Annotated in this window: 12 protein-coding genes and 1 pseudogene; 6 read left to right on the top strand and 7 right to left on the bottom strand. The window is 39.7% G+C overall.

All coding sequences use genetic code 11. The features are described from left to right. Positions 1 to 6: 6 nt before the first annotated feature. Positions 7 to 1,038: a glycosyltransferase family 2 protein gene (locus BN8_RS29140; RefSeq protein ID WP_009285546.1), complete on the bottom strand. Its 1,032-nt coding sequence runs from the start codon at positions 1,036 to 1,038 to the stop codon at positions 7 to 9. Positions 1,039 to 1,274: 236 nt separating this feature from the next. On the opposite strand from BN8_RS29140, the pseudogene BN8_RS29130 reads away from it, so the two are divergent. Both BN8_RS29130 and BN8_RS32665 read left to right on the top strand, forming a co-directional pair. Then, a pseudogene (locus BN8_RS29130) lies at positions 1,275 to 2,369 on the top strand (IS3 family transposase). A gap of 630 nt (positions 2,370 to 2,999) precedes the next feature. Beyond that, on the top strand, positions 3,000 to 5,945 hold the full coding sequence (locus BN8_RS32665; RefSeq protein ID WP_009285543.1) for a right-handed parallel beta-helix repeat-containing protein: 2,946 nt from the start codon (positions 3,000 to 3,002) through the stop codon (positions 5,943 to 5,945). A gap of 581 nt (positions 5,946 to 6,526) precedes the next feature. Here the strand turns inward: BN8_RS32665 and BN8_RS33995 are convergent. From BN8_RS33995 to BN8_RS29110, 3 genes are all read right to left on the bottom strand, one after another. Next, positions 6,527 to 6,646, bottom strand: a complete 120-nt coding sequence (locus BN8_RS33995; RefSeq protein WP_374755537.1) for a hypothetical protein — start codon at positions 6,644 to 6,646, stop codon at positions 6,527 to 6,529. 261 nt (positions 6,647 to 6,907) lie between these two features. Beyond that, positions 6,908 to 7,804, bottom strand: a complete 897-nt coding sequence (locus BN8_RS29115) for an IS3 family transposase (RefSeq protein ID WP_040007036.1) — start codon at positions 7,802 to 7,804, stop codon at positions 6,908 to 6,910. Next, positions 7,801 to 8,094, bottom strand: a complete 294-nt coding sequence (locus BN8_RS29110; protein ID WP_040007034.1) for a transposase — start codon at positions 8,092 to 8,094, stop codon at positions 7,801 to 7,803. The genes BN8_RS29115 and BN8_RS29110 overlap by 4 nt, the downstream gene beginning before the upstream one ends. A gap of 380 nt (positions 8,095 to 8,474) precedes the next feature. On the opposite strand from BN8_RS29110, the gene BN8_RS32655 reads away from it, so the two are divergent. After that, positions 8,475 to 9,707: an O-antigen ligase family protein gene (locus tag BN8_RS32655; RefSeq protein ID WP_192579104.1), complete on the top strand. Its 1,233-nt coding sequence runs from the start codon at positions 8,475 to 8,477 to the stop codon at positions 9,705 to 9,707. A 180-nt stretch (positions 9,708 to 9,887) separates the two neighbouring features. Here BN8_RS32655 and BN8_RS29100 read toward each other — a convergent pair whose 3' ends face one another. Both BN8_RS29100 and BN8_RS29095 read right to left on the bottom strand, forming a co-directional pair. Beyond that, positions 9,888 to 10,592 carry an IS3 family transposase gene (locus BN8_RS29100; protein WP_229368450.1) on the bottom strand — a complete coding sequence of 235 codons (705 nt, stop codon included), beginning with the start codon at positions 10,590 to 10,592 and terminating at the stop codon, positions 9,888 to 9,890. After that, positions 10,568 to 10,912, bottom strand: coding sequence for a transposase (locus BN8_RS29095; protein WP_009285538.1), 345 nt, complete (start codon positions 10,910 to 10,912; stop codon positions 10,568 to 10,570). The genes BN8_RS29100 and BN8_RS29095 overlap by 25 nt, the downstream gene beginning before the upstream one ends. 301 nt (positions 10,913 to 11,213) lie before the next feature. On the opposite strand from BN8_RS29095, the gene BN8_RS33990 reads away from it, so the two are divergent. From BN8_RS33990 to BN8_RS33040, 3 genes are all read left to right on the top strand, one after another. Next, positions 11,214 to 11,477, top strand: coding sequence for a transposase (locus BN8_RS33990; RefSeq protein WP_083882551.1), 264 nt, complete (start codon positions 11,214 to 11,216; stop codon positions 11,475 to 11,477). Further along, positions 11,450 to 11,605: a hypothetical protein gene (locus tag BN8_RS33450; RefSeq protein WP_009285537.1), complete on the top strand. Its 156-nt coding sequence runs from the start codon at positions 11,450 to 11,452 to the stop codon at positions 11,603 to 11,605. The genes BN8_RS33990 and BN8_RS33450 overlap by 28 nt, the downstream gene beginning before the upstream one ends. 366 nt (positions 11,606 to 11,971) lie before the next feature. Further along, a complete protein-coding gene (locus BN8_RS33040) occupies positions 11,972 to 13,195 on the top strand; it encodes a hypothetical protein (RefSeq protein WP_009285536.1) in 1,224 nt (407 codons plus the stop codon). A gap of 313 nt (positions 13,196 to 13,508) precedes the next feature. On the opposite strand, the gene BN8_RS29090 is transcribed toward BN8_RS33040, so the two are convergent. Beyond that, positions 13,509 to 15,311 carry a TMF family protein gene (locus tag BN8_RS29090; RefSeq protein ID WP_229368448.1) on the bottom strand — a complete coding sequence of 601 codons (1,803 nt, stop codon included), beginning with the start codon at positions 15,309 to 15,311 and terminating at the stop codon, positions 13,509 to 13,511. Positions 15,312 to 15,325: the final 14 nt, after the last annotated feature.

Below are 15,325 nucleotides of genomic sequence, written 5' to 3'. Positions count from 1 at the left end.
AAATATTTACGTTTTAGTGACCAGCTTCCATAAATTGGATATTCTAAAAGTATTACCTTTTAATAACTGATTTAATGCTGTAAATATTAAGACAATATAAAATACTATTAAATGTTTTCTTGAATAATATCTTTTTAAAATCATTATTCTATTCCTAAGAGAGTAATAATCTACTAACTTATTCTTATGCTTTCTATTCGAACCAGTTGTAGAGCCCTCTTTATGAAATATCTTACATGTATCAGTGTAAGCTAAATTCCATCCCATTTTTTTACCTCTAATACACCAATCTAGTTCTTCATAATATAGAAAAAATTCTTCGGATAATAAGCCAACTTCTTTAACAAAATCAGAGGTAACCAGCATACAAGCACCACATATATAATCTACTGGCTTACCTTCGTAAATAACTTCATTACTATGTTGACCATTGTTTAATTGCCTTACCGCTCCTAAGTATGGATCATACGTCGCTCCTCCTAAACATTGGACTATATTTGGCTCATCAAAATAAAGTATTTTACCACCAATAATACCTATCTTATCTTCAAATTTGTAATATTGATGACATTTTAATAATTCGATTAAAGAATTTTCGGTTACTAGTGTATCATTGTTTAGAATCCAAAAATACTGGCTCTGATTTTGAAGCTGCGCATATCTAATACCTATATTATTACCTGCACTATATCCTCTGTTTTTATTCGCACGAATGAAGGTAAGTTGCCCATGATTAAATTGACTTTTGTCACTTTCCATCTCTTGTTCTAACAGAAACTTACAGTCTATAGGCTTAGGAAATGGAGGCTCTTGCAAGTAAGACAATGAACTGGCGTTAACTTTAACAACATATTCACCTACACTCCATTCCTTAAACTTTCCCCATGAATCGTCGGAAGAACAATTATCAATAATTATCACCTCAAATTTTTGGTATGTTAACCGGAGTAAACTTTCCAGGCAACAAATAGTATCAAGCCATCTGTTATAATTTAACACAATAATACTAACGTGTGGCTTGACAAATACATCATCCATTTATACAAAAGTGTTTACCTTTCCCTACTAAATTCATGTCCCTCTTTATGTAACGGAGTTACAGTATATAACGGTATTTGCATTGGGTTATGCAAAAGTAAGCATTTTGAAACAATGATTTGCCTTACTTAATTCTGCTTTCTCAGCATTCATGCCTTTATAATGTAAACTTCCCCTTAGGGTATACCAGTGAAAAGTAGAGGATTCTGTTCAACTTTTCACAAAGGAGAAGAAAAATGAAAGCAAAGCGATTCAGTGAGACCCAGATCGTGGCCATCCTCAACCAACAACAGACAGGCTTGACGGTTGCTCAAATCGTTCGACAACATGGCATTAGTGAGGCCACGGCACCGGCCGCCCGGCTTCTACAACTGGAAGAGTAAGTACGGCGGTATGCAGGTAGCCGACGTAAAGCGGTTGAAAGCCTTAGAAGAAGAAAATCAGCGGTTGAAGAAAATGTACGCGGAGTTGAGTCTGGAGAACGAAGTCATCAAAGAAGCCTTACAAAAAAAGTGGTAAGGCCTGCCGACCGACGCCAGTTGGCGCAGTGGATGGTCAAAGCCAAAGCGTTTAGTCAGCGCCGAGCTTGTCGAATCGCTGGGCTGACTCGACGCAGTTATGACCGTCAAACCAAGCGTCAGCCGGACCAAGCCGTCGAGCAGGCCATTACTTTTGTTACGGGACAACATCCAGGTTGGGGTTTTTGGAAAGTCTACCACCGCTTACGTCGGCAAGGCCATCCTTACAACCACAAGCGGGTATGGCGGGTGTACCGTCAGATGAAACTGAACCTTCCCCAGCGCAAGCGCAAACGGCTACCAGCCCGGCTTCGTCAGCCACTGGCTCAGCCTACGGCAATGAACCAGGCCTGGTCACTAGACTTTATGAGCGACGCCTTGCGAGATGGACGACGTTTTCGGACGTTAAACGTCCTGGATGATTATAATCGGCAGGCCTTAGGGATAGAGATTGACTACTCACTACCCGCCGGACGAGTGATACGTCTGTTGCAGCGTTTAGTAGAAGCGTATGACAAACCCGCCAAACTACGTTGTGATAACGGTCCTGAGTTCATCAGTGGGGCTTTGAGCGAATGGTGTGAGCAGCAGAGTATTGAACTGTGCTGGATTCAGCCGGGTAAGCCCACTCAGAACGCTTATAGTGAGCGATTCAATGGTAGTTTTCGACGCGAAGTGCTAGATGCTTACTCGTTCGCAAACTTAGCCCAGGTTCGTGAGGTCGTCGAGAAGTGGCTGGAGGATTATAACACCAAACGTCCGCACCAAGCATTAGGCTTTTTAACGCCAGTGGAATACAAACAAGCGGCTTAGGCTCTAACCGCAACTAGAATACTCAATAGGGAATAACACATTATACGCACCTCTTGTATAATTGCTCTGTATGTTAGAGCAAATAGAGTATAACCAATAGGCGATAAGTTGTGAATGAAGTATACTTCTTTAATACTGCCATTTACCTTTACACAAAGCTCAAAGAGATTCACAATTGTAGCATAACAGCTTGAAAACGCTTGGTCAACACTAAATCTCGTTCGTCCAAAGGTAGTAATAGTATTACTTGCAAGTGCAGCTAATCTGATCTGCTCCGAATACACGATTAATTATACATATAATGATAAAATTATCATATGCTATTTTTACCACCCTTGTTAATCACCTATGGTGCCAGCCCGCCAAGTGAATTGTGAAATCAAAACAAGTAAAACAACGATCGAGTCTTTTCTCAAGCCTCTTCCATCGATAAAACAGTGAGCATTTAGACACTCTCGTCGCGAAAACTCCCGTTGAATCATTTATGTACGGGTTGACCTCAGTCAAAGTAAAATCTTTAAGGCAATTAAAACATTCCTTATCTTTTAAAAGTTAACATTCTCGCCTATGAAGTTTAATTGATTTGTATAATAAGAGCTGTGCCACAATTCTCTTTAAAAATTTGATCATATGAATATCTTTCAAAAAAATATCATCTTCAGCACTGTAACAATGCTTTGCATTTTATTTTGCTGTATTCAAACTTATAGTCAGACAACTTATTATGTCGCAAGTAGCGGTAATGATTTAAATAACGGTACAACAAATACGACGCCATTTCGAACCCTTGCTAAAGTAAACACTCTTAATCTAAAACCTGGAGATAAAATCTTTCTCCGGCGCGGAGATACGTTCAGGGGAACACTTTCAATTAATCAGTCTGGTATTCCGAATAATCCAATTATTGTTGATGCATATGGCTCAGGCAGTAAACCAGTAATAGCTGGTTCTGTACCTGTTATCAATTGGACAAATATTGGCAATAACAAGTGGCAGGCTATCTGCTCTGAATGCGGGAGCATAGTTACAGGTGTATATATCAATTCGATCTCGCAGCCACTAGGTAGATACCCTAACGAAACAGATTCGAATAGAGGCTACTTAACGGTACAGTCACATGTAGGTAAAACACAATTTACCAGCCAACAGTCACTTACCACTAACTGGGTAGGTGGAGAAGTAGTAATTCGACCCGCGGACTGGATATTAGATCGAGCAACCATTAATCAGCAGAATGGTAATACTATTTACATTTCAAATAATTCTTCATATAATATCGCTGATGGCTACGGGTTTTTCATTCAAAATCATCCTAACACACTGGATAAAAATGGTGAGTGGTTTTATGACAAAAATACCAAGAAAATTACTCTTTACACTAATACTGATCCTAATAATACCCAAATTACGGCGACAGTTTATGATAAAGGTATAGAAATTAATAAAGGAGGCCAATCACTATCAAACATCAGTATATATAACATTCATATTACCCAAAGTCTTTTTGTAGGATTAAATCCATTTAATATTTCAAGTCTAATAGTCTCAAATTGTGATATTACCAATTCTGGATTAGATGGTATCAATATCACTGGTACAGGTAGTGACATTGTAATAGAGAAAAATCAAATTGTCAACACTAATAACAACGCATTCCAAATATCAGAATACAGCAATTTTAAATTTATTAATAACACTATAAAAAGGAACGGGATAGAACCTGGACGTGGCAACTCAGGTGATGCTCAATATATAGGCTTTCGTGCTACTACTATCAATAATACGATAATTGAAGGGAACACATTGGATAGTATTGGATATATTGCTCTCAATTTTCCGTTTGTAAATGCCACGGTTCGTCGAAACATTATTTCTAATTTTTGCCTTACCAAAAGTGATGGTGGTGGATTATATATAGTTGGAGCAGGATCACCCAACAATACTGTTGGTAATATTATTTTACAAGAGAATATTATATCTCACGGAGTAGGCGCACCTGAAGGAACTGCAAGTAGGTTTAGAGGAGCTAATGGTATTTATCTTGATGCCTGCACGCGTGATATCACCGTTGAAAACAATACAGTATTCAAATGTTTCGGCTTAGGTATATATCTACTTGATGCACAGAGAATAACGGTTAGAGGAAATACTAGTTTTGATAACGAAGTGCAATTTGCAATAGATGATAACGGGACCTGCAGCTCTAATAATAACAATACTCAAAATAATGTATTTGTAGCTAAACTAAAAACACAACTCACTGCCCGCTATCAAGGCTATTCGACTAATCTAAGTAACTTTGGCTCATTTAATGATAATTATTACGCTCGCCCTTTAGACGACATTCTAAAACTTCAGTTGTCATACCCTTCACCTGCTGGTTTTTCTAATATACAACCACTAACTGAGTGGCAAAGTAGGTATGGTAAAGATCTCAATTCGAAAAATTCGCCAGTAACTTACAAAGGATATGTTGTAAATGCTACAAGTAACAACGAGCAGATACCAGAAGGCAGCTTTAACGATAATACAGGAAACTTTTTTGTTTTTAGCGATTATAACAATGGTCAAGGTACTTACGATAACAGTAACAAGATAAACGGCGGAAGTTTGAAATTAAGTTTTTCGGCATTAACTAATGCACCAGGAGCCTCCCTTAATGCAGCTAGATCGGTTAGTGTAGAGAGAGATAAAGATTATTTAATCCAGTTTGAAGCTGTAAGCGATTCACCAAACCGTGTAGTTGAAATATTTCTTCAAACATCTTCTCCACCATTTGTAAGAATTGTCAACACAACTCCTGGTGTGTTAATAGGTACAAATAAACAAAAATATGAACTTATACTACGGGCAACCTCTAGCCAGACAAACGCTTATTTAGTGTTTCATGCTTACGAAAATAATCAACCACTTTGGTTAGACAACATTAGTTTTAAACAAGTTGATATTACCGAGAGCAATCCAGATAATTTGATTAAGTTAGTATATAATCCGTCTTATGAGAGCAAAACAGTAAGTCTTGATGCAACTTATAAAGATGTTAGAAATCAATTGTATCGAGGAGAAGTAACATTAGCTCCATTTACTTCTGTAGTTTTATTGCGCAATACGACTCCTGATTTAACCCCAATTATTACATTGCCTGCAGCTAACTTTAGTCCTTCAGGAATTGACACAAGTAAAAATTTAACAATAAGGATATATGAGGGTGCTGGACAAAACACTTCGAGCGGAAATGTTGTTATAGCTGTTACTGCTCCTGCAGGATATTCTCTTTCTTATAATAGTACGCTCACTAGTATTGATGTTTCAGGTGGCGGAACTGTAGCTATTGATAATACGAAGTGGGTAGTTACATCAAACGTAACTAATGGCTCTCAAATTGTATTAAATATTAAACCTGGCCAATTTATACCTGCTAACGGCAGTTCCTTTCTTGGTTTTACACTTACACGTATAGGAGCAAATAGTGGTAGCGTTTCTTCCGTTACTACTAATATTTTTGACGATCCAAGCCAAAGTTATGATGGCAATTCGCAAAATAACATTTTTGTAAGAGTAATAAATGCGCTATAATCTTGATTATTATTGATCTGTAAATTTTTCTATAAAGAAGGCTACTCTTGCTTCTGAAAGAATGCTCGTGTCATTTTTGCGTCTTTCCGTAATAAAATAAGCTGCTCAAGAACCCCTTGCGTAGGATGGCCAATATAACAAACACTCGATTCTTGAGCCCCTGTTTGATATCACCTCAAACTAATTCAGCCCTGATTCAACAGCGTCGGCTGTTGAATCAGGGCTGTAGACCGGTAACCGTTTTAAGTGAACACGACCCGACCGCTCTTTTAAGAAGCTTTTGACCGCTTCACTTTGGTGAATCGAAGCGCCATTCAAGTTATGAGTAGCTCTTCCTTGCGGTATCGGCTACACAGTTTGCTTTAGAACCATACAATATCTTCCCCTCTTCCCCACTAAAAGCCTGATCTTGACCAGCCACATACAGGCGGTCGTTGGGTGCAATAACGGCAATTAGACTTAGGCGGTCTCGACCGGCCTGTTCCACTAAAACCGGAATTTGCCCGCGAGGAGCCCATGTATGAGCCAGCATGGGTAATAAGTAACAGGCGGATTCATTCACAAACAGAACGACCCTTCCCTCAATTTGGACTTTTTTTGAGTTCGGCCAAGCCCTTACTTCGCCAGTGCTGGACTCGCTCGCGGTCCTGCTGACTGGCTTTTGTCTGTGGCTTTTGACGAGTCCAGCCTACCTTTTTCAGTAGTCGGCCTATTTACGAGAGATTATAACTGGCCCAAAAGAGCTTTTTTAATAACATCATCTACTCGGGGGCTGGTCCAAACCTGTCCCGGGAAGCCATGATATTCAGCCCCTTTGTTCAGCTCGTCAATGAGTTGAGCGAGTTGCTCCGTCGATAAGCGAGTAGGTGCCCCCGTGCGTTTGCGCCAAAGCAGAGCCGTTTGTTCCTGCTCTTGATAGCTTTTAAAGGTACGGCTTGGGGTGGTCTTATTTAGCCGGACAGTTAAGTAGGCAAGTTTTGATTCAAAGTTAAATAGTAGTTCTCTTCAAATTGCTCAGGGCTAATGTTGCCCAGCGACGAATGTCGCCGTTTCCGATTGTAATAGCATTCAATGTAGTCAAACAATTCTGTACGCGCATCATCCAATGATCGGAACACGCCGTTTTCAAATAATTCGGCCTTCAATCTCGACCAACAGGACTCCATAAAGGCGTTGTCGTAAGGGTCGTCAGCCCGGCTCATACTTTGTCGAAATTGATGATCAGCCAGCGTTTGTCGAAACGCTTTGCCAACATACTGCCCGCCCCGATCGGAATGGACAATACTACCCCTTGTTAAATGACTGGAGCTAATGGCTTTTCGTAAAGCACTATGCACCAACACTTCTTCCATGTTGTCGGCCACTGACCAGCCTTTGATTTTACGACTGAATAGATCCATCCAAGCCGCTAAATAGCCCCATTCGCTACCCGCCAACGGTATGTAAGTGATGTCGCCAACCAGCACTTTACCCGGCGCCGTTGGAAAATCCTCTTCCAGTAACAGATTGGGACTGAATGGGCCACTATGATTGCTATCGGTGGTACGAGGGATAAAGCTGCGGGGTTGAATGGCCCGTAGCCCTTCTACTTGCATGAGCCGCCTAAGCTGGTGGCGTCCCACTGCAAAGCCCTGCTCCTGTAGCTCGGTCAACAACCGACGACTGCCATAGCGCCGACGATGGTTTCCGAAACTGTCTAACATTGCCTGCCGTAATTTTTCTTTCCCCTCTGTCAGTCGATGGCTTTGGCCAGCCTGGTAAGCATAATAAGCACTGCGACTGATACCGAGCGTTTTACAAAGCCTTTCTACTGGAAAATCGGCCGTTAGCTCGGTAACTACCTGGTAAGAGAGCGTCAAGTCATACGGCTGAAAATGGCTAAGGCTTTTTTTAATATATCGCGCTCTTGCTCGGTTCGGCGCAATTGCTCACGCAACTGGTCATAATCTTGCTGGGAGATGCCGTTTGGACTGCTATCAACCTTGTTCGTATGCCCTTTCCAACGATACAAGATATTTTCAGAGATGCCCAAAGAGCGGGCTACATCAGGGACACTTCGTTGCCCAGTAGTAACTAGGCGAACCGCTTCGTTTTTGAAGTCTTCGTCATACTTTCGGCGTGGCTTTGCCGAGTTGGGAGTTTTGGCCATGATTCAGCGAAGTTAAGCAACTCAACTGTCCGGCAAACCTGGACCATCTCAGCTTACCCAGCCAGACGTTAAGCCTAAAGCTTGAGCTATATCGGCTTGTTTCCAGCCCAGGTTTCTGAGATCTACACAACGTTGGCGTAGCACTTCATAATCAGCTTGTCTGTATTTTGCCATAGCCTAAGCAAAGTACAGACGTTTACGGACTTACTCACGGATCAATAGGTTGTGATTGTCTGAATTTTAGGGTACTTACAGAAAGTAGATTAATTTTGCTCAAAAAGTGTTGTTATCAGATGGGTTTGAATAAAAATTTTCACATAAAAGATATAGGAAGGGGCATTATTGTGTTAATAATGCACACATCATCATTTGACGTTTTTATGAATTTACGAATAGGTGGTTATTCATTCCGCTTCGTGTTCCTTTTAATTCTAATATTAGCACTTTTACTATTTTATGAACTATGGAGTAACCAGCGTCCATTTCAGCTAAAGCTTTTAGGTCATAATTACCTACTAGGCTGGATGTTATTTTTATTTTTGTTTATCCCAAATACTACATTACTAGGCCGAAACATTGGTTATATGGTCTGGCTGACAATATTAGTAATTTTTATATCAGTAGTACCACATTATATAAAGACAGAAAGTCATATACAATGGACTTTAAAATGGTATTTGCGTAGTTTTTTATTTGTCGGTTTATTCGGATTAACTCAATTTATAGCAGGGCTTTTTGGTATCTCATTATTAACTCAACAAACGTGGCATGATAACTTAGCCAGAATAAATGGATTTTCATATGAGCCATCTTATTTTGCGATGTACATGTTATTGGGATGGGGGACTGCCCTATCATTGCTATCCACGCCATATCGATCTTGGTATACATTTTGGTTTATTACTGCGATTGTTGTATTATCTTCATCTCGAATGGGCATCTTAGTAATGCTTATTGCAAGTGCTACTACCGTCTTTTCTAAACCTCTTAAGGATTTAAGGCGTGGTCGTTTATCTTTTCAAAACTTACGTCTCGTAGTAATATTTATTTCAGGTGTAGTGACAGCTGTTATCTTTTTCATTACACATTTAGAGCAGTTTCAATTTATGTTGGTCGGGATAGCATACGTCAGTAATATTGATCATTCTTCTTCCCAACGCATTGACGGCTTCATTGATACGCTTACAGTTTTCTGGAATAATCCACTAATTGGCGTTAGCTTAGGAGGATTACCATCTGCCATAGGCGCTTTACGCGGATTTTATATCCAAACTCAAGATGAAGCAAAGGAATTTGAAGGTATGAATGTTTACGCAGAAGTACTTGCTTCTTCTGGCTTATTAGGATTTATTTTATTCTTCTTTTTTGGGTTTTGTCTTTTAAGAGGTGTATACAAACTAATTAAATATGGAGATTTTAAACGGATGTTTTTGTTAAAAGCATTGTTAGCTGGGTTAATTGTTGAGTTGTTTATACTAAATTTTAACCAAACTATATTAAGACCCTACTTGTGGGTACACATAGGCTTATTAAATGCCGCTTATTTTGTTTTGAAAGACAATGTAACAAAGAATAAAATTGTTGATGGACTTCACCCGTATAAAAAATTTTAAAATAGTTTGTTGTATCTTATTGGTCAGTGAGTAAGTCTGTAATGGTTGTAGCTTATTCCTCTGATGACAATGAAAGCTTCCCTTAATTAGTAGCACTTAGAACCAGAGATTTCCAATCAATAAACTGATCATTCATGAATGTTGGCAAAGGTTGATTTGGCTCCTGTTCTTGAAGAAAAACTACCGGTGCTTTGTAGCCCAATGATTGGTGGATTGGTGGGGTCTCTCATTATTGTAAATCCACATCCAAGCATGGGCCATTACCTGAGCCTCCTTCAAACGGGTGAACCAGTAGGCGTCTAATACTTCCTCTCGAAAACTGCGATTAAAGCGTTCCATGTACCCATTTTGATAAGGCTTGCCTTTTTCAATGAACTTTAAGTCGATGTTTCGCGAATCTGCCCAGTCACTCATCGTCTGGGCAATAAATTCCGGTCCATTATCCCCCCGGATTTTCTCGGGGGCACCCCGCCAGGCAATGAGTTGATCTAACTCGCGAATCACTCGTTTACTGCTCAGGCTGGTATCCAGCGTGATGGCTAAGGCTTCTCGATTATAGTCGTCAATGATATTTAGCGAACGGAACTGTACTCCATTGGCTAACCCATCTTGCATGAAGTCCATCGACCAGGTCAAATTGGCTGCTGATGGTTGAACCAAAGGTTCGATCACTCGTGCTGGCAGCCGTTTTTTATACTTCCGCCTTAGATTCAGCCCCATCTGAGTATAGATCCGATATACGCGCTTATGGTTCCAGGTCCGGTTCAGATTTCGCAAATGATGATGCATCATCCAAAAGCCCCACCGGCTATGGAGCTCAGCCAACTGAGCTAATTGTTCCCGAATTGGCTCATCCTGACTCAGCTTTGGTTGATAGTAAAACACTGAAGCATGAATGCTGAACAACTTACAGACCTGCCGCAAACTAAGCCGGTAGCGTTAGAGCTTTTTTCGATCACATCCTTCAAAACTGTCAGTTGTAGGGTTTGTTCGGCTACAATTCGCTTACACTGAGCCAGCTCATGCTCTAATTCCTTCAGCCGTTTCAACTGGTTCACTTCTAAGCCGGAGTACTTACTTTTCCATTGATAGTAGGTGGCTTGACTGATGCCATGTTCGCGGCAAATGTCAACCACAGACTTACCTGTCTCCTGCTGCTGCAAAATCCCGTTGATTTTTGACTCGGTAAACTTGTTCTTTTTCATGGTCTTCCCATTAAAGTTAGCTACTAATTTCTATTTTTAGTCGCTACTAGTTCTGGGGAAGCTTTCAGCAGCGCCAAGCCAAACAGCAAGACCCACAAGCGGTGGCTCACTAGCGAGAGGAGCACTTACCTCAGCTCAAAAAAAGCCCAAGATGAAGGCCGAGTTATATTATACATCGATGAATCAGCCTGTTACTTGTTACCTTTACTAGCCCATACCTGGGCGCCCTGTGGTCAAACGCCCGTTGTGGTTGAACAAGCTGGCCGAGCCCATCTAAGCTTGATAGCCGCTATTGCGCCCAATGGACGGATCTATCTATGTAGCAGGTCAGGACCGAGCTTTTACTGGAGAAGATATAGCGTGGTTTCTAGCTAACCTATGTAGTCGCTATCGCAAGCGGGACATACTAGTGATCTGGGATGGGGCGGCTATCCATCGCAGCCAGGCCGTCAAGGCCTTTCTGAGCGAGCGTCCAAGTCGGATTCACTTGGAGCGTTTACTCGCTTACAGTCCCCAACTCAACCTGGTCGAGTTAGTGTGGAGCTACTTGAAAGGTCGCTGTTGAAGAACCAGGCCTTTACGAATTTGGAGGAACTGACGGCCCTTCTAGCAGAAGTGAAGCGATTAGAAGCCGATCCTGAGTTAGGACAGGCCTTCTTCCATGATGAGGAGGTAGCCTTCATTACAGACTAACTCACTGCTCAGTAATAAACCTCTTCCAATTTTAAAATTGGATAGACTCCGAATCCATTTTGTTGTATTTAAGTTTATTTTAAATAAATATAATTATGATATGACAAAGGCAAATTATCTGGTAAAAATTTTTTTAAGATAAGAGGGAGATTTACGAAACGACCAAATTTTCTTAATTAAAACAATCACTACTTTATCAGCGCTGAGCTACACAATATATGTAAGCGCGTAATTCGTAGACATCACTACAACATCACAGGCGGCCCCCAAGTGACAGAAAGTTAAAATTTAGAATATTGTACAAATTATACATATAACATTGTAACTTTGTTTTAAGTTGATAACCATTCTTATATCTTATAATGTATGAGTGACGACTTTATTAGTAAATCTTTATTCTGGTCTAAAAACCAAATCTTCTGTCCTCCAAAGTATAAACCCACTTTCTGGCAAATAATACTATTTTTCTTTGCTCCAATAAGTGTTATCTTTTGTATTTCATTACTTGCTGTCGATATTCCTTTTTATGATCAATGGAGGTTTATTCAATTAATTCATTTAGCTAAAACAAACAAGCTAACTATAATTGACTTATGGGCTCAGCATAATGAACATCGCTGTATTTTCCCTAAATTAATTATGTTAATTTTCGCCCATTGGACGCATTGGAACATTCGAGTAGAGATCTTTGCAAATATTATTCTTGCTGTGGTTACGCTATTAGTTTTGTGTAAAGCGGCCACAAAACAATTTAGTGAAGTTGGTAAATCTGCTAAACCATTAAAGCCTTACACATTATACACTGCTTTTTCAGTTTTGATATTCTCATTAGCTCAAGTTGAAAATTGGATGTGGGGGTGGCAGATGACGGTATTTATGAATATTTTATGCACCATTAGCGGATTTTATGTATTATGTCTTACTCCTTTCAATCGTAATTTGTCTTGGTTAGTTGCCTTTGCTTGTGGTGTAATTGCGACATACTCCTTTGCTAATGGTTTATTGTATTGGTTTATATCCTTTGGAGTTCTACTTGTATCTTTCATTAAAAACCGACATTGGTCAATTTTGCATATAATTAGCTGGAGCATTGGAACTGTAGCTATTTTATATAGCTATTTTTATGATTTTAAATCAATTGGCCACCATCCACCACTTGCATATGCACTAAAGCATCCCCACAAATTCATTATTTACTTCAATACATATTTAGGGACTTCAATTTTCCGATTTCTGCTACATCCAGTTAATGAAGTTCAAATTTTGATAATTTTCCTGATTGGCAGCGCGGGTTTAGCTGTTGGACTTACATTCTTAATTCGATATTGGCATAAGTTAGGACTAAATTCTACTACTTTTCTATTTTGGAATTGTTTATTTATCTATGCCTTGCTAAGCGATTTTGTAACTGCATCAGCTCGTTGCGGGTTTGGTTTGCTACAAGCCACATCGAGTCGATATGTAACAATAAGTAATCTGTATTGGATTTGGTTAGTAGTAGTTTTATATTTTCTTATTCGGCAAAATTTGCTTCGATTATCAAATAAGATTCTCTTTTCATTTTTTTTATCTGTTTTTTGTTTATGTTGAGTAACTTACGTAATGTAGTAAATTTTATCACTCAGAATCGAACTTTACTTCAACATAAAACTGATCTCGTTTCAAATAAAACTGATATAAGACTTAGTAAAGTACTTTTTCCCGAAGATCCTGGTTTGGTAATGAAAGGTGATAGTATTTTATTGCGTTATCATTTGTCTTATCACCGAAAATAACTATGCATTTTGTAGACTCATATAGCCAGCCACTTCCTTTTCACTATGTATATATGGAGTGACTGGCTATAGATGATTGATAGTCGTGAAAGGTATTTATATGTTACTCAAAGACTGAATGTATGATTTCACTTCTGCGGGTTGTGAGAAGAACGCTTTACATATTTTTCTACTTGTTTTTTTATAATTTCGTTTTCCTTTTTCAAAGCGATTATATACAAAGTAAGTTCCTCAATTTTTTCTAACAATTTAGCGTCCATCTTACCGACATCAACTCCTTCTTCTAGTACTTGCTTAGCGGATGGTACACCAGGTAAATGATGATTTTTGTTAATGTAACGCTCTACATCCGTTAGTGATCGTAACTGATAATCATGAGCAAAAACCTTATCGGACCATTCATCTGTTGATTTGATAGCAACCTTGACTTTTTCAGTTAATATTCCATCTTCAACATATAACTTATACCCAGTGGGTGTACGTTTGATGGCAGATCCAATTATTACCCCATCTGTATTAGTGTTACGTAGGTTGGTACCTTCCGTTTGCCAGCCAGCAGACGCTACATCTGCTGCAGCACTACGACCACCAGCAGCATAATTTGCGAGAATAATATTACCCTGTGCATCTACGGTCAAAAATTTACTACTACTTACCGAAGGTACAACTGCATTGGTTAGACTGCTTAAACGTAGTCCACTTTGTCCGTTTGTTCCGTTAACTATATCAAGTTTTGCCTGTGGTGCTGTAGTACCAATGCCCACATTAACGTTATTTCCTAAAACCAGGCTATTGTCGTTTGTGACTGTAGCATTCGCTCCTATTGCAGTAGCATTAGTCAATGTGGTTTTTGCCGCTCCCCCTCCCGCATTTTCTCCAATGAATGTGTTCAACGTACCATTAGTAATTTTATTACCGCTTTCATTTCCAATGAATACATTTCGCCCTCCGGTTGTTATTTCAAAACCAGCATGGGTTCCAATGAAAAGATTATAGCTAGCTGTAGAACCTCTGTATCCCGCTCCATCACCTATATACGTGTTAAATTTTCCACTCGCGTTAAGTTCGCCAGCAGAGTTACCTATAAACACATTATAAGTACCAGATTGATTCAATCTTCCCGCTGCATTACCCATCAATACATTGCAGCATCCCACTGTATTAGAGTAACCTGCCAAATGTCCAACAAAAAGGTTATGGTCTCCGTTTATGTTTGCCATTCCTGATTCATTACCTATAAAAGTATTGTGGTAGCCACTTTGATTACTAGCTCCTGTTCCATAACCAATAAATGTGTTTTTATACCCATTTGTATTTTCTAGGCCAGATTTTACTCCAAGAAACGTGTTTCTATTACCTATACTATTTGATGCTCCTGCTAGAGAGCCAACAAATAGATTTGATTCTCCCACGGTATTCCCCCCCCCTGCATCAGCTCCAACAAAAGTATTGTCGTTACCAGACACGTTACTATACCCTGTACCTGTTCCTAGAAATACATTGTTCGCTCCAGTCTTATTGAAGTATCCAGCTCTATAGCCAGAAAATAAGTTACTATATCCATCTGTGTTGGTAAACCCCGCACCGTTACCCAAAAAGGTGTTATTGTTGCCGGCCGTGTTCTTATTACCGGCTTCGTAACCCAGAAACGTGTTGTAACTTCCAGAGCTGTTTTGCTGGCCAGTGGTGGTCCCAACAAAAGAGTTTTGAGTACCAGCCATGTTCTGCGTACCTGCTCCCTTTCCAATGATTAGATTACCGGAACCACTCATGTTTGTATTACCGGCTCCAACACCGACAAGGGTGTTGTCGGAACCAGGCGACGATGAAGATGGCGATGTGACAACTAAGTTTGTCTGATTGTTTTGAGCGAGTGCAGCCGTAGAAGCGGCAAATGCTACTAATGATGTTTTTAGGAAATTTCTTATCATGTTGGATAAGTTTA

It is taken from the genome of Fibrisoma limi BUZ 3 (genome assembly GCF_000296815.2).
In the GTDB taxonomy this organism is placed as follows: domain Bacteria; phylum Bacteroidota; class Bacteroidia; order Cytophagales; family Spirosomataceae; genus Fibrisoma; species Fibrisoma limi.
The sequence above is the reverse complement of the archived record's forward strand: the minus strand, read 5'-3'. Positions and strand labels throughout refer to the sequence as shown.

Excerpts from the sequence above, each read along its gene's own strand:
- BN8_RS29140 (WP_009285546.1), bottom strand. The coding sequence starts at position 1,038 with ATGGATGATGTATTTGTCAAGCCACACGTTAGTATTATTGTGTTAAAT.
- BN8_RS32665 (WP_009285543.1), top strand. The coding sequence starts at position 3,000 with ATGAATATCTTTCAAAAAAATATCATCTTCAGCACTGTAACAATGCTT.
- BN8_RS29110 (WP_040007034.1), bottom strand. The coding sequence starts at position 8,094 with ATGGCCAAAACTCCCAACTCGGCAAAGCCACGCCGAAAGTATGACGAA.
- BN8_RS32655 (WP_192579104.1), top strand. The coding sequence starts at position 8,475 with ATGAATTTACGAATAGGTGGTTATTCATTCCGCTTCGTGTTCCTTTTA.
- BN8_RS29095 (WP_009285538.1), bottom strand. The coding sequence starts at position 10,912 with ATGAAAAAGAACAAGTTTACCGAGTCAAAAATCAACGGGATTTTGCAG.
- BN8_RS33990 (WP_083882551.1), top strand. The coding sequence starts at position 11,214 with ATGGACGGATCTATCTATGTAGCAGGTCAGGACCGAGCTTTTACTGGA.
- BN8_RS33040 (WP_009285536.1), top strand. The coding sequence starts at position 11,972 with ATGAGTGACGACTTTATTAGTAAATCTTTATTCTGGTCTAAAAACCAA.
- BN8_RS29090 (WP_229368448.1), bottom strand. The coding sequence starts at position 15,311 with ATGATAAGAAATTTCCTAAAAACATCATTAGTAGCATTTGCCGCTTCT.